The organism is Pseudomonas sp. 02C 26 (genome assembly GCF_002843585.1).
GTDB classification, from domain to species: domain Bacteria; phylum Pseudomonadota; class Gammaproteobacteria; order Pseudomonadales; family Pseudomonadaceae; genus Aquipseudomonas; species Aquipseudomonas shirazensis.
Genome location: NZ_CP025262.1, coordinates 4173070 through 4196263, shown reverse-complemented (window position 1 = coordinate 4196263; position 23194 = coordinate 4173070). Strand labels below are relative to the sequence as shown.

At 62.5% G+C, this 23194-nt stretch carries 21 protein-coding genes and 1 pseudogene; 12 read left to right on the top strand and 10 right to left on the bottom strand.

Annotated features, from left to right (window positions below; all coding sequences use genetic code 11):
* Positions 1–267 precede the first annotated feature (267 nt).
* Both purU and CXQ80_RS25060 read left to right on the top strand, forming a co-directional pair.
* Complete coding sequence (purU, locus tag CXQ80_RS19110) at positions 268–1119, top strand: formyltetrahydrofolate deformylase (protein ID WP_101321953.1); 852 nt, start codon at positions 268–270, stop codon at positions 1117–1119.
* Between the two features lie 15 nt (positions 1120–1134).
* Entirely contained in the window at positions 1135–1374 is a 240-nt protein-coding gene (locus CXQ80_RS25060; RefSeq protein WP_101321952.1) for a hypothetical protein, read from the top strand.
* On the opposite strand, the gene CXQ80_RS19100 is transcribed toward CXQ80_RS25060, so the two are convergent.
* From CXQ80_RS19100 to CXQ80_RS25385, 5 genes and pseudogenes are all read right to left on the bottom strand, one after another.
* The gene (locus CXQ80_RS19100) at positions 1277–2272 is read right to left on the bottom strand and encodes a lysylphosphatidylglycerol synthase transmembrane domain-containing protein (protein WP_101321951.1); all 996 of its coding nucleotides are present in this window, start codon (positions 2270–2272) and stop codon (positions 1277–1279) included. The two genes, CXQ80_RS25060 and CXQ80_RS19100, sit on opposite strands and share 98 nt — an antisense overlap.
* Positions 2269–3033 (bottom strand): DUF2334 domain-containing protein, encoded by a 765-nt coding sequence (locus CXQ80_RS19095; RefSeq protein ID WP_101321950.1) that lies wholly within the window; start codon positions 3031–3033, stop codon positions 2269–2271. Before CXQ80_RS19095 ends, CXQ80_RS19100 begins: the two co-directional genes overlap by 4 nt.
* Positions 3026–4147: a glycosyltransferase family 1 protein gene (locus CXQ80_RS19090; protein ID WP_101321949.1), complete on the bottom strand. Its 1122-nt coding sequence runs from the start codon at positions 4145–4147 to the stop codon at positions 3026–3028. The genes CXQ80_RS19095 and CXQ80_RS19090 overlap by 8 nt, the downstream gene beginning before the upstream one ends.
* A gap of 197 nt (positions 4148–4344) precedes the next feature.
* The gene (locus CXQ80_RS25390; protein ID WP_371411621.1) at positions 4345–5109 is read right to left on the bottom strand and encodes a methyl-accepting chemotaxis protein; all 765 of its coding nucleotides are present in this window, start codon (positions 5107–5109) and stop codon (positions 4345–4347) included.
* Between the two features lie 93 nt (positions 5110–5202).
* Positions 5203–6219: pseudogene (locus CXQ80_RS25385) on the bottom strand (cache domain-containing protein); the annotation flags it as partial.
* A gap of 166 nt (positions 6220–6385) precedes the next feature.
* Between CXQ80_RS25385 and CXQ80_RS19080 the strand changes: the two are divergent.
* Complete coding sequence (locus CXQ80_RS19080; RefSeq protein WP_101321947.1) at positions 6386–7861, top strand: helicase HerA-like domain-containing protein; 1476 nt, start codon at positions 6386–6388, stop codon at positions 7859–7861.
* A gap of 70 nt (positions 7862–7931) precedes the next feature.
* Here CXQ80_RS19080 and CXQ80_RS19075 read toward each other — a convergent pair whose 3' ends face one another.
* The gene (locus tag CXQ80_RS19075; protein ID WP_101321946.1) at positions 7932–9404 is read right to left on the bottom strand and encodes an inorganic phosphate transporter; all 1473 of its coding nucleotides are present in this window, start codon (positions 9402–9404) and stop codon (positions 7932–7934) included.
* Between the two features lie 299 nt (positions 9405–9703).
* Entirely contained in the window at positions 9704–9904 is a 201-nt protein-coding gene (locus tag CXQ80_RS19070) for a hypothetical protein (protein ID WP_101321945.1), read from the bottom strand.
* Between the two features lie 553 nt (positions 9905–10457).
* On the opposite strand from CXQ80_RS19070, the gene pcaR reads away from it, so the two are divergent.
* The 9 genes from pcaR to pcaC all read left to right on the top strand — a co-directional run bounded on the left by pcaR (position 10458) and on the right by pcaC (position 20041).
* Complete coding sequence (gene pcaR / locus CXQ80_RS19065; protein ID WP_101321944.1) at positions 10458–11327, top strand: pca regulon transcriptional regulator PcaR; 870 nt, start codon at positions 10458–10460, stop codon at positions 11325–11327.
* A gap of 286 nt (positions 11328–11613) precedes the next feature.
* Positions 11614–12960 (top strand): MFS transporter, encoded by a 1347-nt coding sequence (locus CXQ80_RS19060; protein ID WP_101321943.1) that lies wholly within the window; start codon positions 11614–11616, stop codon positions 12958–12960.
* Between the two features lie 177 nt (positions 12961–13137).
* Positions 13138–13998 carry a CoA transferase subunit A gene (locus tag CXQ80_RS19055; RefSeq protein WP_101321942.1) on the top strand — a complete coding sequence of 287 codons (861 nt, stop codon included), beginning with the start codon at positions 13138–13140 and terminating at the stop codon, positions 13996–13998.
* Positions 13995–14774 (top strand): CoA-transferase subunit beta, encoded by a 780-nt coding sequence (locus tag CXQ80_RS19050; protein ID WP_101321941.1) that lies wholly within the window; start codon positions 13995–13997, stop codon positions 14772–14774. The genes CXQ80_RS19055 and CXQ80_RS19050 overlap by 4 nt, the downstream gene beginning before the upstream one ends.
* Complete coding sequence (gene pcaF / locus CXQ80_RS19045; protein ID WP_178080791.1) at positions 14771–15976, top strand: 3-oxoadipyl-CoA thiolase; 1206 nt, start codon at positions 14771–14773, stop codon at positions 15974–15976. Before CXQ80_RS19050 ends, pcaF begins: the two co-directional genes overlap by 4 nt.
* A gap of 196 nt (positions 15977–16172) precedes the next feature.
* Positions 16173–17462: an MFS family transporter gene (locus CXQ80_RS19040; RefSeq protein WP_101321939.1), complete on the top strand. Its 1290-nt coding sequence runs from the start codon at positions 16173–16175 to the stop codon at positions 17460–17462.
* A 9-nt stretch (positions 17463–17471) separates the two neighbouring features.
* Positions 17472–18836: a 3-carboxy-cis,cis-muconate cycloisomerase gene (locus CXQ80_RS19035; RefSeq protein WP_101321938.1), complete on the top strand. Its 1365-nt coding sequence runs from the start codon at positions 17472–17474 to the stop codon at positions 18834–18836.
* Positions 18837–18846: 10 nt separating this feature from the next.
* Positions 18847–19638 carry a 3-oxoadipate enol-lactonase gene (gene pcaD, locus CXQ80_RS19030; RefSeq protein WP_101321937.1) on the top strand — a complete coding sequence of 264 codons (792 nt, stop codon included), beginning with the start codon at positions 18847–18849 and terminating at the stop codon, positions 19636–19638.
* 10 nt (positions 19639–19648) lie between these two features.
* Positions 19649–20041 (top strand): 4-carboxymuconolactone decarboxylase, encoded by a 393-nt coding sequence (gene pcaC, locus CXQ80_RS19025; RefSeq protein ID WP_101321936.1) that lies wholly within the window; start codon positions 19649–19651, stop codon positions 20039–20041.
* Positions 20042–20092: 51 nt separating this feature from the next.
* Here the strand turns inward: pcaC and CXQ80_RS19020 are convergent, their stop codons facing one another.
* The 3 genes from CXQ80_RS19020 to CXQ80_RS19010 form a co-directional block, all read right to left on the bottom strand.
* Positions 20093–20617: a DUF962 domain-containing protein gene (locus CXQ80_RS19020; protein WP_101321935.1), complete on the bottom strand. Its 525-nt coding sequence runs from the start codon at positions 20615–20617 to the stop codon at positions 20093–20095.
* Between the two features lie 102 nt (positions 20618–20719).
* Positions 20720–21679 carry a LysR family transcriptional regulator gene (locus CXQ80_RS19015; RefSeq protein WP_101321934.1) on the bottom strand — a complete coding sequence of 320 codons (960 nt, stop codon included), beginning with the start codon at positions 21677–21679 and terminating at the stop codon, positions 20720–20722.
* A 153-nt stretch (positions 21680–21832) separates the two neighbouring features.
* Positions 21833–23086 (bottom strand): OprD family porin, encoded by a 1254-nt coding sequence (locus CXQ80_RS19010; RefSeq protein ID WP_101321933.1) that lies wholly within the window; start codon positions 23084–23086, stop codon positions 21833–21835.
* Positions 23087–23194: the final 108 nt, after the last annotated feature.

The window sequence follows — 23194 nt, the reverse complement described above, 5'->3', positions numbered from 1 at the left end:
CAGTGGGCTAATAATAGACAGCCGCTAGTCTCAAGTAAACAATAATCAAGGCACGCTCGCTTAAATAGGCGAGTGTTAACAATGTATTCAGGTTAAGAAAAATTTACATATCACTGGCGGCGTCCGCCGCTGTCATGCTCGGCGCCGCAGCGATGGCTGAACAATTGCCGCGCGGCGCGGCCCGTGCGGCAGCTGCTGATGATTACTGTGTTTTTTCTGCCAGCTCGCTAGAATATGCGCCTTTGCGAAGTTCCTGGAGTCTCATTCATGCGCACCTATCGACTGGTGATTGCCTGCCCCGACCGTGTCGGCATCGTGGCGAAAGTCAGTAATTTCCTGGCTCTGTACAACGGCTGGATTAACGAAGCCAGCCACCACTCGGACGAGCAGAGCGGTTGGTTCTTCATGCGCCATGAGATCCGCGCCGAGTCATTGCCGTTTGGGATCGAGGCCTTCCGTGAAGCGTTCACGCCGATTGCCGAAGAGTTCTCGATGATCTGGCGGGTTACCGACTCGGCGCAAAAGAAGCGCGTGGTGCTGATGGCCAGCCGCGAATCGCACTGCCTGGCGGATCTGCTGCATCGCTGGCATACCGATGAGCTGGACTGTGATATCCCTTGCGTGATTTCCAACCATGATGACCTGCGCAGCATGGTCGAATGGCATGGCATCCCGTTCTACCATGTGCCGGTCGACCCGAAAGACAAGCAGCCGGCGTTTGCCGAAGTCTCGCGTCTGGTCGAAAGCCATGGTGCCGATGTCGTGGTGCTGGCGCGCTACATGCAGATCCTGCCGCCACAGCTGTGCCAGGCCTATGCCGAAAAAGTGATCAACATTCATCACAGCTTCCTGCCTTCGTTCGTCGGTGCCAAGCCTTACCATCAGGCCGCCCTGCGTGGCGTCAAGCTGATCGGTGCGACCTGTCACTACGTCACCGAAGAGCTGGATGCCGGCCCGATCATCGAACAGGACGTGGTCCGCGTTAGTCATGCCGACAGCATCGAAGACATGGTGCGTTTCGGTCGCGACGTGGAGAAGATGGTGCTTGCCCGTGGCCTGCGTCATCACCTCGAAGACCGCGTGCTGGTGCACGGCAACAAGACCGTGGTGTTCGACTGAGAGGAGGGCAGGCCAATGGCGGATCCACTCGACAAGGCCGCGGCCAGTGCGCTGCCGACGCTGGGTGAGGGCTGCCTGGCTCGCTTCGATCCTGACGCCATGAGCGACGAGCATGGCACCGAGTTTGTCGGTGCCGCCGAACTCTGGCGGCAGCTGCTCAATCCATTTGCTGACGGCGCCAGCGCTGGAGTAGCGGTCGCCCCAGCAGGCAGACAAACACCGGCCCCCCGGCCAGTAGGTAAAAGTAATAAGTAACAGCGCGCCAGAGCAAGATCGCCGCTGCCGCCGTCGAGCTGCCCACCAGTGGTGTCAACAAGCTCGCCGATGTCAGTTCGGCAGCGCCGGCCCCGCCCGGCAACAGGCTGAACTGACCAGCACTCAGCGCCAGCATCTGCACCAGAAAGCTGGGTATCCACGCCAGCTCCACGCCAAGCCCGCGAATCACCAGATACAGCACGCTGAAGCGCAGGCTCCAGTGCAGGCACGTCAGGCTGAACACCAGCGCTAACGTACGTTTTGGCAGCCGCCAGGTCTGCGCCAAAGCCTTGATGAAGCTCAGCAGCTTGCGCGCCCAGCGGCGCCGACGTTTTTCGCCCATGCCGACCCTGCGCAGCAGGCGGCCATTGAGCCGCATGATCTGCCGCCGATAGCGCAGCAACAGTACGATCAGCACCAAGGCTGCACACAGCATCATTGCGCTGCCCATGAGCATGCCTTGTTGGCTGCGGCCCAGGCTGTGGCTGAGCGCGTAGCCGGCAACGGCGAGCATGGCGCAGAAGAAAAACAGCAGATCGTTCAATTGATCGATAGCGAACACCGCGCCGCTGCGGGCCGCACCGATGCGCTCGCGCGCCAACAGCGCCATCAGCGCCAATGGCCCACCGCTACCGCCTGGGGTGGTGCAGATGGCAAACTCGGTGGCCATGATCACCCCAAGACTGCGCCAACGCCCCAATTGCGCACCTTGCTCACCCAGCAGCAGGCGCAGACGTGCCGCATTGATGATCCAGCACAGCAGGATCATCCCCAGCAGGGTCGCCATCAGGCTCGGGGAGAAGCTCTGCAGTCTGGGCAGTAGCTCGGCGCCGCCGAGCAATGCCGGCACCAGCAGGGCCAGCACCAGGGCCAGCCCAAGCCAGGCATAGCGCTTCATGCCGCGACCTGGCGGTCCAGCCAGGCTGACTTGGTCAGAGGCTCGCGGCCTTGTTCGATGAGCGTTTTCAACGTTTGCAGCCAGTAATCGCGAGAGCTGCGATGGCGCATGTCGACTGGGTGCAGGCCCAGGCGCAAGGTTGGCGCACTTTGCCAGCGTTGCAGCTGCGAATTGCACAGTGCCCGCGACAAGCCCCGACGCCAGGCACTACGGGCGCTCCAGACCAGGCCAGGCGCGTCTATCGCGGTGAATTCTGGTAGCCGATAGAGGTGCTGAGGCGTGCTGGTGTAGCGCAATGGCAACTGGCGCAGGGCCTGGCGGGTGCCCTCGCTCATCAGCCAGGCCGGGGCGACGAAGCCCGCCACCGGCCAGCCCTGGCTATTGAACAGCTGCAGGCCCGCTTGCAGGCGCTGCAACGCCTGAGCTTGTTCCAGCGCATAAAATTCACCTTCATGCGTATATATCCGGCGCATGAAGAAGTCCCGCGGCGTGCGTGGCGTCGGCCCGAGGTCGGCGTGGTAATAGCCATGTAGCGCCAGCTCGTCGCCCTGCTGCAGGCGCCAATCTAGCAGACGGCAGAAGGTCGGTGAGCGCTCTAGGGCATTGCGCTGATGAAAGTCGGGCACCACTAGCCAGGTCATCGGCACGTTGCCCAGCTGGTCGACCGCCTCGACAAACGGCTGGTAGTCGGGCCAGGTCTCCGGCGCCACGTCGTGCAGCACCAGCATCACGCTGCGCTGCCCGGTAGTCTCTTCAAGCATGTGCACGCACCAGTGGCTGATGGCCAAGCACGGCTTGGTAGTGCTGCAGCAGGCCGTTGACCACGTTGTCCCAAGAGTAATGCTGCTCGGCATGCCGGCGTGCCTGCTGGCCAAGCCGGCGCACGCCGTCCTCGAATACCTCGCGTACGGTGGCGGCCATGGCCTGGCCGTCGTTTGGCGGGCACAGGCGGCCACATTGCTCGGTGACTATTTCGCTGAACGCGCCGGCGCGCACTGCGACAACCGGGGTGGCACAGGCCATGGCTTCGAGAATGACCAGGCCAAAGGTTTCCTGATCACCGGCATGCACCAGCAGGTCGGCACTGGCCATCAGCCGCGCGACTTCCGGCAAGGGGCAGAAGTGATTGATCACGCTGACGTTGGCAGGCACGTTGCTGGGCATGGCCGAACCCACCAGCAGCAGGTGATAGTGAGGGCCGAGGTGACGCATGCAGTCGAGCAATACCGGCAGGTTCTTCTCGCGCGAGCCGCGCCCGGCAAACACTAGCAGGCGGGTGGTGTCGGGGATCCCCAGTTCAGCCCGCAGGCGGTTGTCGCGCTGCTCTGGGTTGAACGTGCTCAAATCTACGCCCAGCCGCTGCACATGCACGTCGCGCACGCCCAGCCGACGCAGTTTGTCGGCCATCACTTGGCTTGGCGCCAGGACCCGGTCGAAGTTGCCATAGAGCTTGCTGACGTAGGCCTCGACGTTGGGCGTGAACCAGTTGCCCATGCGATTGCCCACCAGCAGCGGCAGGTCGGAGTGATAGAAGCCGATTACCGGCACATCCAGCTTGCGCCGCGCTTCCAGCGCTGCCCAGGCAGTCAGATACGGGTCGCCGACTTCGATCAGATCAGGCTGCAGCTCACGCAACACCTTGCACCACGGCGCCAGGCGGACCGGGAAGCGATAGCCCTTGCCGAACGGCAGTGGCGGGGACGGCACCCGGTAGACGCCATCGGCGTGGCTGGCACTGGCGCCAGGGATCAGCAGGCTGTGGTGAACGCCAGTCATGGCGTCGAGACGGCGGTGTTTGGCATCAAGATAGGTACGCACGCCACCGCTGGCGGGTGCGTAGAACATGGTGATGTCGGCAATGTGCACGATCAGCATCCCTCCGGGGATCGACTTCAGGTCTGTCATGCGCGGTAACAAAGCGGCGATGACATGCCTAGAGGTTGACCTTCAGGAAGAATAGTTTGTTCGATCGAGGTTGGCCCGGGCGCGCATCGGCATTATTGCCGGCAAGCCCGTGGCCAAGGCCCCGCCGCCAGTATCGAAATGGCGGCGGGGAGGGTTGCACCCGGAGGTCAGATGCGGAAGCTGCCCACCAACTGTTTCAAGCGGCTGGCTTGCTGCTCCAGATCCGAGCAGGCGCGCAGAGTAGCCTGCAGGTTTTCCACACCTTCCTGGTTAAGCATGTTGATTTCGCTGATGTCCATGTTGATCGAATCGACCACCGCCGTCTGCTCCTCGGTTGCCGTGGCCACCGACTGGTTCATGCCGTCGATCTCGCCGATGCGCACAGTCACGCTTTCCAGGCGCTCCCCGGCCTGGTTGGCAATCTGCACACTGTCCTGGCTGTGACGCTGGCTCTGGCCCATGGTCTCGACCGACTCCCGGGCGCCGACCTGCAGCTCTTCGATCATGCCTTGAACTTGCTGGGCCGACTCCTGGGTGCGGTGGGCGAGGTTGCGCACCTCATCGGCGACGACGGCAAAGCCGCGGCCGGCTTCGCCCGCGCGGGCAGCCTCGATGGCGGCGTTGAGCGCGAGCAGGTTGGTCTGCTGCGAAATGCTGGTGATCACTTCGAGGATCTGGCCGATGTTGACGGTCTTGCTGTTCAGCGTTTCGATCTGCGCGCTGGAGCCAACGATCAACTCCGACAGGCGGTTCATCGCGGCAATGTTGCGGTCGACCACCTGCTGACCTTCTTCGGCAAGATGCCGCGCCGAGGTCGCGTGCTGCGAGGCCTGGGCAGCATTGCCGGCGATTTCCTGGGCGGCAGCGCCCAGCTCGTTGATGGCAGCGGCAACGCTGTTGGTGCGGTTGGACTGCTCGTCGGAGTTGGTCATCGACGAGTTGGAGGCGCTGATCACCCGCAATGCCACTTCGTTGACCTGTTCCGTCGCCGAGGACACCTCGCGGATCGAGCTGTGAATACGTTCGACAAAGCGGTTAAAGGCGCTGCCGAGTACGCCGAATTCATCCTGGCTGTGAATGGTCAGGCGCTTGGTCAGGTCACCTTCGCCCTGGGCAATGTCTTCCATGGCGCGGGTCATGGTGTGCAGTGGCTGCAGCAGCACCCGAATCAGCAGGCCGAGCAGGGCAATGATGATCACAACCGCGACGACCGTGGCGATCACCGCCGAGGTGCGGAAGGTGCTGAGCATGGCGAAGGCTTTGTCTTTGTCGACCGACAAGCCGATGTACCAGTTGGCCGCAGGCAGGCCTTTGATTGGGGTGAAGGTGACCAGGCGGTCCTTGCCGTCAGCGCTGACTTCGGTCAGTTCAGCGGAAAGCCGTGGTGTGTTCTGCGGGAACAGATCCGACAGCGGCTTCATGACCAGGTCTTTGTCCGGATGAACCAGAATCTTGCCTTGGTCGTTGACCAGGAAGGCGTAACCCATGCCGCCGAAGTTCAGCGAGTTGATGATCTCGACCAGGCCGTCGAGCGCCAGGTCGCCGCCAACCACGCCGACGCTGGTCGAAACCTTGCTGATGATGCCGATGACCATCTTCTGGGTGGCCATGTCGATATACGGCTCGGTCAGGATCGCGCCGTTAGCAGCCATGCCATCCTTGTACCAGGGCCGCACACGCGGATCGTACCCAGCCGGCATCGGCGAGTCGGGGCGCACGCTGAAACCGCCATCGACCTTGCCCACATAGACTGTGAGGAAGCTTGAGATCAGGGCATTCTGGCCGAGCAAGGTCTCTGCGTCGGCGGGCGCCTGGGCGATGTTCTGCGCCAGGTTTTCTACCAGCTTGATCCGGCCATCGAATAGATTGCGCACGTTGGTCGAGGTCGATGCGCCCATCTCTGTCAGATAGTTTTCCAGATCCTGACGAATCGCATTACGCTGCAGGTAATCGTTGTAAAGGGTGAACAAGCTGAACGCGAGTATCACGATAAGCGATGCGGCAATAAGGATCTTGTGGCTGAAACGAAGGCTTTTGTTCATGGCGTGATCGGTTCCGCTAAGGTGATATCGGGTCGTTCGCACAAAGCGCTGAAAACAGTGCAACTAGTCCCGCAAGTCACTTTTGGGATGTTCCTGTCTTTAAGGCAATTATCACCAAGACATATCGGCCGTTATTCGGCAAAGCTTGAGGAGAGGATGAAACAACATGTCAGATTCTTCGCAAATCGTTGTAGGGGCGGGAGCTGACGGCCAGCCAGTCAGCCAGGCCATGCGCCTGGCCAACCGCCACGGTCTGGTGGCCGGTGCCACCGGCACAGGCAAGACCGTAACCCTGCAGCGCCTGGCAGAAGTCTTCAGTGACGCGGGCGTGGCCGTATTCGCTGCCGACGTAAAGGGTGACCTGTGCGGCCTCGGTGCCGCCGCGACGCCGCAGGGCAAGGTTGCCGAACGCATTGCCGGGATGCCATGGCTGGGGCACAGCCCGAAGGCGTATCCGGTGACCCTGTGGGATATTGCCGGCAAGTCTGGCCATCCGTTGCGTACCACGCTCAGTGAAATGGGCCCCCTGCTGCTGGGCAACCTGCTGGAGCTGAGCGACAGCCAACAGGCTGCCTTGTACGCAGCGTTCAAGGTGGCAGATCGGGATGGTTTGCTGTTGCTCGATCTGAAAGACCTCAAAGCCCTGCTCAATCACCTCAAGGACAATCCGCAGGTGCTTGGTGACGACAGTGCGCTGATGACCAGCAGCTCTACCCAGGCGTTGTTACGGCGCCTGGCGACCCTTGAGCAGCAGGGCGCCGAGGCATTGTTCGGCGAGCCGGCCTTGCAGCTTGAAGACCTGCTGCAGCCGACGGCTGATGGCCGTGGGCGCATTCATCTACTTGACGCCAGCCGCTTGGTGCATGAAGCGCCCAAGGTCTACGCGACCTTCCTGCTGTGGCTGCTGGCTGAGCTGTTCGAGCAGTTGCCCGAGCGCGGGGATGCGGAAAAACCACTGCTGGCGCTGTTCTTCGACGAGGCGCACTTGCTGTTCAATGGCACACCCAAGGCGCTGCAGGATCGCTTGGAGCAGGTGGTGAGGCTGATTCGCTCGAAGGGCGTTGGGGTGTACTTTGTCACCCAGTCGCCCGCGGACCTGCCTGATGCAGTGCTGGCCCAGCTCGGCTTGCGTATTCAGCATGGCCTGCGAGCATTCACCGCCAAGGAGCAGAAGTCGTTGAAGGCGGTTGCCGATGGCTTTCGAGCGAATCCCGCTTTTTCCACCCTTGGCGTGCTCACCGAGTTGGGCATAGGCGAGGCGCTGGTCGGCACCTTGGAGGACAAGGGCACGCCGGCGATGGTCCAGCGCGTGCTGGTCGCCCCACCACAGTCGCGGATCGGGCCGTTGAGCAGTGCCGAGCGCGATGCATTGCTCGCAGCCTCCAGCCTGCGGGGCCGTTACGACCAGCCGATTGACCGTGAGTCTGCCTATGAAATGCTCACCCAGCGTAAAGGTGAGCCTGCCGAGCCGGTGCCGCAGGCCAAGCCTGAGCAGGACAGCTTCGCCGATAAGGCAGGGGAGTTTTTGCAAGGTGCGGCGGGGCAGGCGATCAAGTCGGCAGTGCGTCAGGCGGCCAACCAACTAGGCAGGCAGCTGATGCGTGGGCTGATGGGCTCGTTGCTGGGCAACAAGCGGCGTTGATCCTCGCTTGCGGTCGGCAACAACGAAAAAGGCGCCCGCAGGCGCCTTTTTCAGATCATCACAATGTGCTTCAGCTGATCGCCTTGGTGGCCAGCCAGAACAGCCCGGCAGCCAGACCGACCGTTGCCGGCAAGGTCAGTACCCACGCCAGCAGGATGGTCTTGACGGTGCCGCCTTGCAGGCCGCTCTTGTTGGCGACCATGGTCCCGGCTACGCCCGAAGACAATACATGGGTGGTCGATACCGGCAGGCTGAACACGTTGGCCATGCCGATCGCACAGGCCGCGGTGATCTGCGCCGACATGCCTTGGGCATAGGTCATGCCCTGCTTGCCGATCTTCTCGCCGACAGTCAGTACCACGCGTTTCCAGCCGACCATGGTGCCCAGGCCCAAGGCCAGGGCAACCGCGACGATCACCCAGAACGGTGCATATTCAGTGGTGGCGGTGAGGTCTTTGCGCAGTTTTTCCAGGTCGGACTTCTCACGCGGCTCAAGGCCCGGCAGCTTGCCGACCTTTTTCGCGGTGTCGTCCAGGCACAGCAGGTAGCGGCGCACTTCGACGCGCTGCTCGGCGCCCAGCGCGCGGTAGTCGGTCACGCCTTGCAGCGACGATTGCAGCGCGGCAATCGTCGGTTCGGTTTGCTGCGGGTTGCAGCTGAACTTCTCCGGCAGATCGCCCGCCTGGGCTTTGCCCAAGGCCAGGAACTCGCCCAGCATCGCTTCATTGCGCTGGTAGAACTGGCTCAGGTGCAGCGTTGCATCACGGGTGCGTTCGATCTGGTAGGTGGTGCTGTTCAGGTCGAGTACGAACTTGTCCGGGACGATGCCGATCAGCACCAGCATGATCAGGCCGATGCCTTTCTGGCCGTCGTTGGAGCCGTGCACAAAGCTCACGCCCATGGCCGAGATCACCAGTACCAGGCGGTTCCAGAACGGTGGATGCTTCTTGTCGTCGAGCTTGCGGCGCTGCTCCGGTGTCTTGTGCATCTTCGACAGCGGGCGCCACCACTTCAGCCCCAGCAGAACCAGCGCCGCCACGGCAAAGCCGGCCAGTGGCGAGAGCACCAGCGACATACCGATGTCGATTGCCTTCTGCCAGTTGACGCCATCACCCAGCGGGATGTCGCTGATCAGCGCGTTGGCCAGGCCGACACCGAGGATCGAGCCGATCAGGGTGTGCGAACTTGAGGCCGGGATACCGAAGTACCAGGTGCCCAGGTTCCAGGCGATGGCCGCGGCCAGCAACGAGAAGACCATGGCCAGGCCGTGACCGGTGTTCACATTGATCAGCAGTTCCACCGGCAACAGGTGGACGATGGCATAGGCCACGCCAACGCCGCCAAGCAGCACGCCGAGGAAGTTGAACACGCCGGAGAAGAACACGGCGAGGTGCGGGGGCATGGCTTTGGTATAGATGACAGTAGCTACCGCGTTGGCGGTGTCATGAAAGCCATTGATGAACTCGAATGCGAGTACAAAGGTGAGCGCGAGCACCAGGCTCACTACTACCCAGGCATCCAATCCGCTGAATAAATCGATCATGAAGGTTTTCTGGCGGTCGTAGGGGGGCCGGATTATGCCAGAAAACCATGGCAGCCGATGCACCCCCGGCAGACCGATGGCAGCAAAAAAAGCCCGGTACGGTTACCAGTGCGCTGCACAAGGAGCGATATTTTTTGGCGTAAATTCCGCCAAGTGCCCTAAACGCCGGCGAATTTACGCAAAGCGCGTACCGTCACACTCATTCAAACGTCTGTATGAAATTTGTGTAATTCCATTTCATGGGCAACTAGGACGCTGCCTTGGCGCTACTCGACACAGTCAATACCTGGCCTGAATGCTCAGGCCTCGTCGCCGCGCAGGTCCTTTTCCATCTTTTCCAGCTCCTGGGCGAATACCTGGTCCTGGACAGTCGCGCGTTTGCGCCATGGTTTGCGCTCGGGTTCGGATTGAGCGGCGTAGGTGGTGACTTCACCACCGTACACATCCTTGAAGCGTTCGGCCTGGCGCTCGAGCTCGGCGCGCAGTTCATCTTTCGTCACAGTAAATACCTGACTAGTTAGAGTAAAGACTCCGGCTTCGACATGCAGTATCGGGCATGCGGCCACGCAACCAGAGCGAGTGTGCTGTCGCAGCGACAGGGTTCAAGCAAGCAAGGGCATCAGAGCATGCGATGTTAGGATCAAGGCTATATAGGGAGGCGGGGAGCCGGCTATCGCCGATCTGGCATGCTCGAGCAGTGATTCAAATGATTCAATTGTAGCAACCGGCTGAAGTTTGATCATCGGTCTTCACTGATAGTGAAGCAAGACTTTGACGATGAGCAAGTAGCAGGTGATTTCATCATTTGTACTGCAAGAACTTGGAGTGGAGAGAAACGATTAAGTTCGTATGGCAGCACAGAAGGAATAATAAACGGCCCCGCGTCAGCGAGGCCGTGCCTGGGGACTTCTACGGTGGGTACCTGACCAGTCTCTCCAAAGAAGCCACATGTGGCAGGGGAAAGGTATAAGCAAAAGTGTCAGCGGTCAATTGCGATTATCGGCCGTTCGTTCGATAATCGCACGAAGCGCCCATTATTTTTCGAGGTCAGCCATGAGCGACGAAAGCTTGCCCACCGTTTCCCCGATGCCCGAGCGCACTGGCTCTGCAGCGATGGCGCCGCCCATCGTTGCCTCACCGGCCAAACGCATTCAGGCCTTCACCGGTGATCCGGACTTCATGACCTCACTGGCGCGCGGCCTGGCGGTGATTCAGGCGTTCCAGGAGCGCAAGCGGCACCTGACCATCGCGCAGATCAGCCACCGTACCGAGATCCCCCGTGCAGCGGTGCGGCGCTGCCTGCACACGCTGATGAAGCTGGGTTACGCCACCACCAATGGGCGGACCTATTCCTTGCTGCCCAAGGTGCTCACGCTTGGCCATGCCTATTTGTCTTCGACGCCGCTGGCGATGTCGGCCCAGCCTTATCTGGACCGCATCAGCGACCAACTGCACGAAGCCGCCAACATGGCCACCCTCGAAGGCGATGACATCCTCTATATCGCCCGCTCGGCCACGGTCGAGCGGTTGATCTCGGTAGACCTCTCGGTGGGTGGCCGGCTGCCCGCCTATTGCACCTCGATGGGGCGGATTCTGCTGGCCGCGCTGGACGACGCCAGCCTGCACGAATACTTCGATCGCGCCGATCTAAAGGCCCGTACCAGCCGCACGTTGCATGACAAGGAGTCGCTGCTCGCCTGCATCCAGCAGGTTCGCGCGCAGGGCTGGTGTGTGGTTGATCAGGAGCTGGAGCAGGGCCTGCGTTCGATTGCCGTGCCTATCTACGATGCCTCGGGGCAGGTACTCGCGGCGCTCAACGTCAGTACGCATGTCGGCCGGGTCACCCGCAGCGAGCTTGAGCAGCGGTTCTTGCCGATCCTGCTCGCCTCGAGTCGGGATCTGTGCACCCAACTGTTTGGCTGAACCGCGGGAGCTGCGCAATCTACTGTTCGATAAACGCCCATACTTGCGGCCAACGAATTGCGCAGCCATCGCGTGCTGATTAATGTTTCTCGCAACGGTCGGCTGTGCCGACCGAACAAGAACAACATGCGAGGCAACACCATGATCACTGTCTTTTCTGAGCTGCGGGCGTACCCGCATCCAGTGTCGTTGTATCCAGGCTGACGCCAGGCCGTAACCGTCTCTTCGCAACCCGCGGCAACAGTGCGCCAGGGTTTTGCTTGCGCCGATTTTCTGGATAACAACAATGAACAAACCGCAAACCAACGTCGGCAGCTGCCTCGACGTTCAGTCCTTTATCAATCAGCAGCCGCTGTCGCGCTATCAATGGCGGGTAGTGATCCTGTGCTTCCTGATTGTCTTCCTCGATGGCCTTGATACTGCCGCCATGGGCTTTATCGCTCCGGCGCTGTCACAAGAGTGGGGTATCGACCGGGCCAGCCTGGGGCCGGTCATGAGCGCCGCGCTGATCGGCATGGTATTCGGCGCGCTGGGCTCAGGCCCGTTGGCTGACCGCTTCGGCCGCAAGGGTGTGCTGGTCGCTGCCGTGTTGGTGTTCGGCGGCTTCAGTCTGGCTTCGGCCTACGCGACCAATGTCGACCAGTTGCTGATCCTGCGCTTTCTGACCGGCATCGGCCTCGGCGCTGGCATGCCCAACGCGACCACGCTGCTGTCTGAATACACCCCGGAACGGCTCAAGTCGCTGCTGGTGACCAGCATGTTCTGCGGTTTCAACCTCGGCATGGCCGGGGGCGGCTTCATGTCGGCGAAACTGATCCCGGCCTATGGCTGGCACAGCCTGCTGGTTGTTGGCGGCGTGCTGCCGCTGATTCTGGCAGTGGTGTTGCTGTTCTGGCTGCCGGAGTCGGCGCGTTTTCTGGTTGTGCGCAACCGCAGTATCGACAAGATCCGCAAGACCCTGGCGCCGATTGCGCCGGCAATCGTGGCCAAGGCTGCCAGCTTCAGTGTGCCGGAACAGAAAGTGGTCGCCGCGCGCAGCGTGTTTGCGGTGATCTTCTCCGGCACCTATGGGGTGGGCACCATGCTGTTGTGGATGACCTACTTCATGGGTCTGGTCATCGTCTACCTGCTGACCAGCTGGCTGCCGACGCTGATGCGCGACAGTGGCGCGAGCTTGGAGCAGGCGGCGTTCATCGGCGCGCTGTTCCAGTTTGGCGGTGTGCTCAGTGCGGTCGGTGTCGGTTGGGCGATGGACCGTTACAACCCGCACAAGGTCATCGGCGTGTTCTACCTGCTGGCCGGGGTGTTTGCCTACGCGGTTGGCCAGAGCCTGGGCAACATCACCATTCTGGCAACCCTGGTGCTGGTCGCGGGTATGTGTGTCAACGGCGCGCAATCGGCCATGCCGTCCCTCGCCGCGCGCTTCTATCCGACCCAGGCGCGGGCTACCGGGGTATCGTGGATGCTCGGCATCGGCCGCTTCGGGGCGATTCTCGGGGCATGGAGCGGGGCGACCTTGCTCGGCTTGGGCTGGAACTTCGAGCAGGTGCTGACTGCGCTGCTGGTGCCTGCGGCGCTGGCCACGGTCGCTGTGATCATCAAAGGCTTGGTAAGCCACGCCGACGCAACCTGATGCAGCTTGGGCAACGACCGCAGGCCGCTCGTACAGCGGCTTTGCGGCATTGAACAGCAATGGATAGCACAGCAACAAAATGTTCGATAATCGAACGAGTAATCGATTATCGGATTGTGCGACGTGTCCAGCTTGCTTAATCTGAGCTCAACGCAGCATCCTGACCAGGAGTCTCCAATGGCAGCAATCCTCTCGCTTCACGAGGCCGTGAAGCAGTTCATCCAGGACGGCGACACCGTCGCTCTCGAAGGCTTCACCCACCTGATCCCGACCGCCGCGGGCCACGAGATCATTCGCCAGGGCAAACGTGACCTGACCCTGGTGCGGATGACCCCGGACCTGATCTACGATCAGTTGATCGGCGCCGGTTGCGCCAGCAAGCTGATCTTCTCCTGGGGCGGTAATCCAGGTGTCGGTTCGCTGCACCGCCTGCGTGACGCCGTGGAAAAACAATGGCCGCACGCGATCGAGATCGAAGAGCACAGCCACGCCGACCTGGCCAACGCCTACGTCGCCGGCGCTTCGGGCCTGCCCTTTGCTGTACTGCGTGCTTATGCCGGTTCTGACCTGCCCAAGGTCAACCCGCTGATCCAGAGCGTTACCTGCCCGTTCACCGGCGAAGTCCTGGCAGCGGTGCCTTCGGTGCGCCCTGACGTGACCGTGATTCACGCGCAGAAGGCCGACCGCAAGGGCAACGTCCTGCTGTGGGGTATCCTCGGCGTACAGAAAGAAGCAGCCCTCGCCGCCAAGCGTTGCATCGTCACCGTCGAAGAAATCGTCGACGACCTGCAGGCGCCGATGAACGCCTGCGTGCTGCCGACCTGGGCGCTGTCTGCCGTGTGCCTGGTGCCAGGTGGCGCGCATCCGTCCTACGCCCACGGTTACTACGAGCGCGACAACCGCTTCTACCAGGCCTGGGACCCGATCGCCCGTGACCGCGCGACATTTACCGCCTGGATCGACCAATACATCCGCGGCACCGCCGACTTCAGCGAATTCAAGGCCAAGCTGGCCAGCACCACGGAGGCCGCACAATGAGCTACTCCACTTCCGAAATGATGACCGTCGCCGCCGCCCGCCGGCTGCGCAATGGCGCGGTATGCTTCGTCGGTATCGGCCTGCCGTCCAAGGCCGCCAACCTGGCGCGCCTGACCTCGTCGCCTGACGTGGTGCTGATCTACGAATCTGGCCCGATTGGCGCCAAGCCAACCGTACTGCCGCTGTCGATTGGTGATGGCGAGCTGGCCGAAACGGCCGACACCGTGGTGCCGACTGGCGAGATCTTCCGCTACTGGCTGCAGGGCGGGCGCATTGACGTAGGCTTCCTTGGCGCTGCTCAGGTCGACCGCTTCGGCAACATCAACACCACCGTCGTCGGTGACTACCACGCCCCGCGCACGCGCTTGCCAGGTGCCGGCGGCGCACCGGAAATCGCCGGTTCCGCCAAACAGGTGCTGATCATCCTCAAGCAGTCGCCGCGTGCATTCGTCGACAAGCTCGACTTCATCACCTCGGTCGGCCACGGTGAAGGCGGCGACTCGCGCAAGCGTCTCGGCCTGCCCGGTGAAGGCCCGGTCGGGATCATCACCGACCTGTGCATCATGGAGCCGGAAGCTGGCAGTAACGAATTCGTGGTCACCTCGATTCACCCAGGCGTGACCCGCGAGCAGATCATCGCCGCCACCGGCTGGGCCATTCGTTTTGCCGACGACGCGCAGACTACCGCTGCGCCGACCGAGCTGGAACTGACCGCGCTGCGTGATCTGGAAGAGCGCACCGCTGCCGCCCACGGCCAGAAGCCAGGAGAAGCGTGATGCGTGAAGTATTCATCTGCGACGCCATCCGCACCCCCATCGGCCGCTTCGGCGGCGCCCTGGCCAGCGTGCGTGCCGACGACCTCGCGGCAGTGCCGCTCAAGGCGCTGATCGAGCGCAACCCGTCGGTGCAATGGGATCAGGTCGACGAGGTGTTCTTCGGCTGCGCCAACCAGGCCGGTGAAGACAACCGCAACGTTGCGCGCATGGCGCTGCTGCTGGCCGGCTTGCCGGCGAGCATTCCCGGGGTAACCTTGAACCGCCTGTGCGCGTCGGGCATGGACGCCATCGGCACTGCCTTCCGCGCCATCGCCAGCGGCGAAATGGAGCTGGCGATTGCCGGCGGCGTCGAGTCGATGTCGCGTGCGCCGTTCGTCATGGGCAAGGCCGAGAGCGGTTACTCGCGCAACATGAAGCTGGAAGACACCACCATCGGCTGGCGCTTCATCAATCCACTGATGAAGAGCCAGTACGGCGTCGATTCGATGCCCGAGACAGCCGACAACGTTGCCGACGATTATCAGGTATCGCGTGCCGATCAGGACGCCTTCGCCGTGCGCAGCCAGCAGAAGGCCGGTGCCGCGCAGGCGGCGGGTTTCTTCGCTGAAGAGATCGTGCCGGTGCGCATCGCCCACAAGAAGGGCGAGACCGTGGTCGAGCAGGATGAACACCTGCGCCCCGACACCACCCTTGAAGCGCTGACCCGGCTGAAACCGGTCAACGGCCCGGACAAGACCGTCACCGCCGGCAACGCCTCGGGCGTCAACGACGGTGCTGCGGCGCTGATTCTGGCCTCGGCCGAAGCGGTCAAGAAGCACGGCCTGACCCCACGCGCGCGCGTGCTCGGCATGGCCAGCGCTGGCGTTGCCCCGCGGGTAATGGGCATCGGCCCGGTGCCTGCGGTACGCAAGCTGACCGAGCGCTTGGGCATCGCCGTGGCAGATTTTGATGTCATCGAGCTGAACGAAGCCTTTGCCAGCCAGGGCCTGGCGGTCCTGCGTGAGCTGGGTGTGGCGGATGACGCGCCACAGGTCAACCCGAACGGTGGTGCTATCGCCCTTGGCCACCCACTGGGCATGAGCGGCGCACGCCTGGTGCTGACAGCGCTGCATCAGCTGGAAAAAACCGGCGGGCGCAAAGGCCTGGCGACCATGTGTGTAGGCGTCGGCCAAGGCCTGGCGTTGGCTATCGAGCGGGTCTGAGCAAGCGCAACATGCAGCCTGGCCGTTTTGTGCCAGCGTGCCAGCAGTGCTCAGGTCCACGCAACCTGAGCACTGCTGGTCTGGGTTCGCAACGCGGCCAGACTGCCTTTCAACCCCGACCAAAGCCGGGCTGGCGGAACATGAGTGTTACTGAGTATGTCTAGATTCAACGGTAACCCTCAGGAGTAATCCCACCATGACCTCAATTCATTACACCGGTGAAGAGCGCAGCAAGCGCATTTTTGCCATTGTCGGTGCATCATCAGGCAACCTGGTGGAGTGGTTCGACTTCTACGTCTACGCCTTCTGCGCAATCTATTTTGCGCCAGCCTTCTTCCCGTCCGATGACCCCACGGTGCAGCTGCTGAACACGGCCGGGGTATTCGCTGCGGGCTTCTTGATGCGGCCAATCGGTGGCTGGATCTTCGGTCGGCTGGCCGACCGCAAAGGCCGCAAGCATTCATTGATGATCTCTGTGCTGATGATGTGCTTCGGCTCGTTGATCATTGCCTGCCTGCCTACCTACGCCAGTATCGGCGCCTGGGCGCCGGCGCTGCTGTTGCTGGCGCGCTTGATCCAGGGCCTGTCGGTAGGCGGTGAATACGGCACTACGGCTACCTACATGAGCGAAGTGGCATTGCGCGGCCAGCGCGGCTTCTTTGCCTCGTTCCAGTACGTGACCCTGATCGGCGGCCAGTTGCTGGCAGTGCTGGTGGTGGTAATCCTGCAGCAGTTGCTCAGCGAAGATGAGCTGCGTGCCTGGGGCTGGCGCATCCCGTTCGTGGTCGGTGCCGTTGCGGCGTTGATCTCGCTCATGCTGCGCCGCTCGCTGCACGAAACCAGCACTGCCGAGGCGCGTCAGGACAAGGATGCAGGTAGCGTCAAAGGCCTGTTCCGCAACCACGCTGCGGCGTTCATCACCGTGCTCGGTTACACCGCCGGTGGCTCGCTGATCTTCTACACCTTCACCACTTACATGCAAAAGTACCTGGTCAACACCGCCGGGATGAACGCCAAGAGCGCAAGCTTCGTCATGACCGGGGCGCTGTTCCTGTTCATGATCCTGCAGCCGGTGTTCGGCATGCTCTCCGACCGGATCGGCCGGCGCAACTCGATGCTGCTGTTCGGCGCCCTGGGCACTGTATTCACCGTGCCGTTGTTGATGGCGCTGAAAACCGTCACCAGCCCGTTCATGGCCTTCGTGCTGATTACCCTGGCGTTGTGTATCGTCAGCTTCTACACCTCCATCAGTGGCCTGGTGAAGGCCGAGATGTTCCCGCCGCAGGTACGCGCCCTTGGCGTCGGCCTGGCGTATGCGGTGGCCAACGCGCTGTTTGGCGGCTCGGCCGAGTACGTTGCCCTGGGCTTGAAGACTCTGGGCATGGAAAACACCTTCTACTGGTACGTCACGGCAATGATGGCGATTGCCTTCCTGTTCAGCCTGCGCCTGCCCAAGCAAGCGGCGTACCTGCACCACGATGACTAAGGATCGATAATGACCCACCGAGCGGACAACCAGCTGTTCGACGCCTACTTCACCGCGCCGGCCATGCGCGAGATCTTCTCTGACCGTGGCCGTCTGCAGGGCATGCTCGACTTCGAAGCAGCCCTGGCGCGCGCCGAGGCCAGCGCCGGGCTGGTGCCGCACACGGCGGTGCCGGCGATCGAGGCGGCGTGCAAGGCGGAACGCTACGATGCCCATGCGCTGGCCGATGCCATCGCCACTGCGGGCAATTCGGCGATTCCGCTGGTCAAGGCATTGGGCAAGGTGGTCGCGAGCGGCGTACCCGAGGCCGAGCGTTATGTGCACCTTGGCGCCACCAGCCAGGACGCCATGGACACCGGTCTGGTCCTGCAACTGCGCGATGCATTGACGTTGATCGAGGCCGATCTGGCCCGCCTGGCCGACAGCCTCGCTCGCCAGGCGCTGCAGCATGCCGACACGCCGCTGGTTGGCCGAACCTGGCTGCAGCACGCCACGCCGGTCACTCTGGGCATGAAGCTGGCCGGGGTGCTCGGCGCACTGACCCGCCATCGGCAACGGCTCAAGGAGCTGCGTCCGCGCTTGCTGTGCCTGCAGTTCGGCGGCGCCTCGGGCAGCCTTGCGGCATTGGGCAGCAAAGCGCTGCCGGTGGCCGAAGCGCTGGCCGAGCAGCTCAAGCTGAACCTGCCTGAGCAGCCATGGCATACCCAGCGTGATCGGCTGGTCGAGTTCGCCTCGGTGCTAGGCCTGGTGGCTGGCAGCCTGGGCAAGTTTGGCCGTGATATCAGCCTGCTGATGCAGACCGAGGCCGGCGAGGTGTTCGAACCCTCGGCGCCTGGCAAAGGCGGCTCGTCGACCATGCCGCACAAGCGTAATCCGGTCGGCGCCGCGGTGCTGATCGGCGCGGCCACACGCGTGCCGGGCCTGCTCAGCACGCTGTTTGCCGCCATGCCGCAAGAGCACGAGCGCAGCCTCGGCTTGTGGCACGCCGAATGGGAGACCTTGCCGGATATCTGCTGCCTGGTGTCTGGCGCCTTGCGCCAGGCCCAAGTGATTGCCGACGGCATGCAGGTCGATGCCGAGCGCATGCGCCGCAACCTCGACCTGACTCAAGGCCTGGTGCTGGCCGAGGCAGTGAGCATTGTGTTGGCGCAGCGCCTGGGCCGTGACCGCGCGCATCATCTGCTCGAACAGTGCTGCCAGCGTGCGGTTGCCGAACAGCGCCACTTGCGCGCCGTGCTCGGCGACGAAGCGCAGATCAGCGCCGAGTTGTCCGGCGAAGAGCTCGACCGCCTGCTCGACCCCGCTCATTACCTTGGTCAGGCCCGCGTCTGGGTGGCGCGTGCCGTGGCTGAACACCAACAATTCATTGCCTGAGGAGACCGCTGTGGCGCATTTGCAATTGGCTGATGGCGTACTGAACTACCAACTCGATGGCCCCGAAGGCGCTCCGGTGCTGGTGCTGTCCAATTCGCTGGGCACCGACCTGGGCATGTGGGACACGCAGATCCCGGCCTGGAGCGAGCATTTCCGGGTGCTGCGCTACGACACTCGCGGCCACGGTGGCTCGCTGGTGACAGACGGCCCGTACCGCATCGAGCAACTGGGCGCCGATGTACTGGCGCTGCTGGATGCGCTGGACATCCGTCAGGCGCACTTTGTCGGCCTGTCGATGGGCGGGCTGATCGGCCAGTGGTTGGGGATCAATGCCGGCGAGCGTCTGCTCAGCCTGACCCTGTGCAACACTGCGGCCAAGATCGGCAGCGATGAAGTGTGGAATCCCCGTATCGAAATGGTCCTCAAGCAGGGCCGTCAGGCCATGCTCGACCTGCGTGATGCGTCGATCGCCCGCTGGTTCACTGCAGATTTCGCCCAGACCCAGCCAGCGCAGGCTCAGCGCATCACCGAGATGCTCGCGCAGACCTCGCCGCAAGGCTACGCCGCCAACTGCGCCGCTGTGCGCGATGCCGATTACCGCGAGCAACTGACGGCGGTGAAGGTGCCGACCCTGATCGTTGCCGGCACTGCCGATGTGGTCACCACGCCTGAGCACGGCCGCTTCATGCAGAACGCCATCGCCGGCGCGGAGTACGTCGAATTCCCCGCTGCACACCTTTCCAACGTCGAAATTGGCGCGCCGTTCACGGCCCGTGTACTCGACTTTCTGCTGGCCCGCTGAGGAGCGCACCATGGACGAAAAACAACGTTACGACGCTGGCATGCAGGTGCGGCGCGCCGTGCTCGGCGATGCCCATGTGGACCGGAGCCTGGAGAAACTCAACGACTTCAACGGCGAGTTCCAGGAGATGATCACCCGCCACGCCTGGGGTGATATCTGGACCCGTCCTGGCTTGCCACGGCACACCCGCAGCCTGATCACCATCGCCATGCTGATCGGCATGAACCGCACCGACGAGCTCAAGCTGCACCTGCGTGCCGCTGCGAGCAACGGTGTGACCCGTGAAGAAATCAAGGAAGTGCTGATGCAGAGCGCGATCTATTGCGGGATTCCGGCGGCCAATGCCACTTTCCACCTGGCCGAGTCGGTGTGGGATGAGCTGGGCGTCGAGTCGCGTCAGTAAACGCCTGACCTGAGCTGGCTTGCCTCACCCTGAGGCAAGCTGCACCGGCTGTTACGCCGCCGCCTTTTTCTGGCGGATGGCGACTGGCCCGGCATTCGCCTCCACGGCCTGTTTCAATTGCGGGCACAGCCCGAGCATGAACGCCGCTTCCGCTACCACGAACAATGGCCCGATGATCAAGCCGCTGAGGTCATCGACAAACGCCGGCTTGCGCCCCTCGTAGTAATGCCCGACGAACTGGATGATCCAGCCCAGCACGAACGTGCCCAGCCCGGCGCTCAGCCACACGCCGGTGCTCTGCACCGCCAGTGCCTGACCGATCCACAGGCACAAGCCCAGCAGCAGCCCCATCACCAGGCCGAAGCGCAGGTCCAGACGCAGGTAGAACCACACCGACGCCGCCGCTGCCAGCAAAGCCGGTGACAGCCACACGCCCGCCAGCTCCCAACCGGGCCGCGACAGCAGCACGGTCACCGCCAGCACGATCAGCGGGATACCGACGAAATGGGTAGCGATGTTGCGCGGGTCGCGATGGTAGTTGGCGTACTGGCTGAGGTGTTCGACGAGGCTTTTCATTGTTATCGCTCCGTGGCGGCGCCTTGCTGATGGTCAATCAGTGTCTGCCAGCATAGCCCCTGAAGCCGAACGCCGGAACCGAGTATGGGTGATGCGCTGCTATCAGTGCGGCGAATGAGTGGCGCGCAGACCGACGTCAGGTGCCCGCTGGGCAGGCAGCTCGGGTTGATCCAGACTGATCAGCATATCGATCATCGCCCTGGCTGCTGCTGACAGCCGGTAGCCACTGCGGCTGACGATACCGCAACGCACGCTGAGCACCTCCAGACCCGGTGGCAGGTTGCGCCAGTGCAGCCGCACCAGGCGCCCCGCACTGAGGTCTTCAGCCACTGCCTCCTCGCTGGCCGCGCCAATCGTGTCGCTGCCCAGCACTACGCTGCGCAGCACCGGTAGATGCTCGGTCTGCAAATGCGCGCTGAAGTCACTGCGCCCGCTGAGGTTGGCCAGACGCTTGCGCACACCGGGAGCGAGCAGGGCGCTGGCCAGCGGGTAGGCGAACAGGTCGTTGGTAGACAAGCTGTCCTTGCTTAGCAAGGGGTGGCCGGCACGGCAGAAGAACAGCCCCGGGCGTGGTTTGAGAGGTTCGGTATGAAAGTACGGATCGGCCTCGAATGGGCGTACATCATCGATAAAAAACTCGATCTGCTCGCGGCGCAAGGCCTGCCCCAGGCGCTCGCCGTTGTCGACCTGCAGCGCGGTGCGAATACCGGGATGCAACTTGATGAACTGCTGCAAGGCGTCGGGCACCAGTTGCACAGCCAGTGCCGAGCCACAGCCAAACTGCAGCTCACCCGCGTCGAGCTTGGTCATCTGTGAGACATCGATGCTCAGTTGGGCAGCGCCCTGGACCAGCCGGCGGGCATGTTGCAGTACTACCAGGCCTTGCGGGGTTGGCTGCAGCGCCTTGCTGGCGCGGTCAACCAATGGGCAACCGAGGGTTTGCTCAAGGCCTTGAATGGCCCGGCTGAATGCAGGTTGGGTAATGCCCATGGCTTCGGCGGCACGGACGAAACTGCGGTATTCGTTGAGGGCAATGAAGTAGCGCAGTTGGCGAAGATCCATGTCGAGCTCTGCGGCGGGCGGGATGGATCTTTTTAGCTTTTGATACATATTCCGTCAATGATGGTCGGCGCCGATGTATAGATCTTTGCGTTCTATAGATAAGCGCTACGGCCTCTGCGCGATGCTGTGATCACGCAGAGGCCGCGTGCGGCTTTACAGCAGGTTCAGCGGATAGCTGACGATCACCCGGTTCTCGTCAAAGGTATTGGTGCTGTAGTCGCGGCGCATGGTCGAGTTGCGCCACTTCATGGTCAGGTCCTTGAAGGTGCCCGATTGGACTACATAGGCCAGTTCGCTCTCACGGGCCCATTCCTTGCCGTCATCGACGGTTGCGGTGTGCACGTTGTCACCCTTGATATAGCGGTTCATCAAGGTCAGGCCAGGCACGCCGACGCTGGTGAAGTTGAAGTCATGACGCACCTGCCAGGAGCGCTCCTTGGCCTGGTCAAAGCTTGAGTTGTAGCTGTCGTTGGCGAGGGTGCCGCCGCTGGTGCCGTTGACCCGCATCCAGCCATCATCACCGCTGACCTTCTGCAGGCCGACGTAGAAGGTGTTGCCTTTGTAACGCGCCGAGAGCATGGCCGAGGCGGTGCGGTTGTCCAGTTCGCCGGCACGTTCGGCGCCATCTTCCTTGCCGATGAAGTAACCCAGGTTGGCACCGAGGGTCCATTCGCCGATGGGCTGGCTGTGGCTCAGGTTCAGGTATTGCTGGCGGTAGATGTCCTTTAGCTGGGCATCCCACAGGCCGATCATCGTGCGTTTGTCGTTGAAGGTGTACTCACCGCCAGCGAAGTTGAAGCGGTCGGAGACAAACGCCCCGCGGCCGTTCAGCGACATGTCTTCCATGCTGGCGTCGTTACGCGGGCTGTTGCCGCGGAACTGGCCGCCGTACAGGGTCAGGCCGTCGATTTCCTTGGAGGTGATCTGGCCACCGCGGAAGGTTTGCGGCAGTGAGCGGCCATCGTCCGAACGCAGGATCGGCAGTACCGGCATCCACTCGCCGACTTTCAGCTCGGTTTGCGACAGGCGCGCCTTGAAGGCAACCCCGAGGCGGCCGAAGTCATCTGCTGGGCGGCCATCGTCGTGGATCGGCAGCAGGGCAGTGTTGCCGGTGCCCTTGCCGCCGTCGAGTTTGACCGAATACAGACCGAGGACGTCGACGCCGAAGCCGATCGTGCCTTGGGTGAAGCCGGAGCGCGCATCGAGGATGAAGCTCTGCGTCCACTCCTCGGCCTTGCCTTGCGGGTTGGCAGGGTCGACGAAATTGCGGTTGATGTAGAAGTTGCGCAGGTTGAGGCTGGCCTTGGCGTCTTCCAGAAAACCGCTTTCGGCGGCGAAGGCGGGCAGGGCGCAGGTCATGGCCAACAGGCCGGGCAGCAGCTGGCGTGCGGAGTGCGAAGTGCTCATCTGTTGGAGATCTCTTGTTTTTATGGTTGAGCCGGTGCTTGGAAACATCGTGTCCGGGTACGGGGAAGATGTTGCGGCGCATGTCAGGGCCGGGGCAATTCGTCGCAG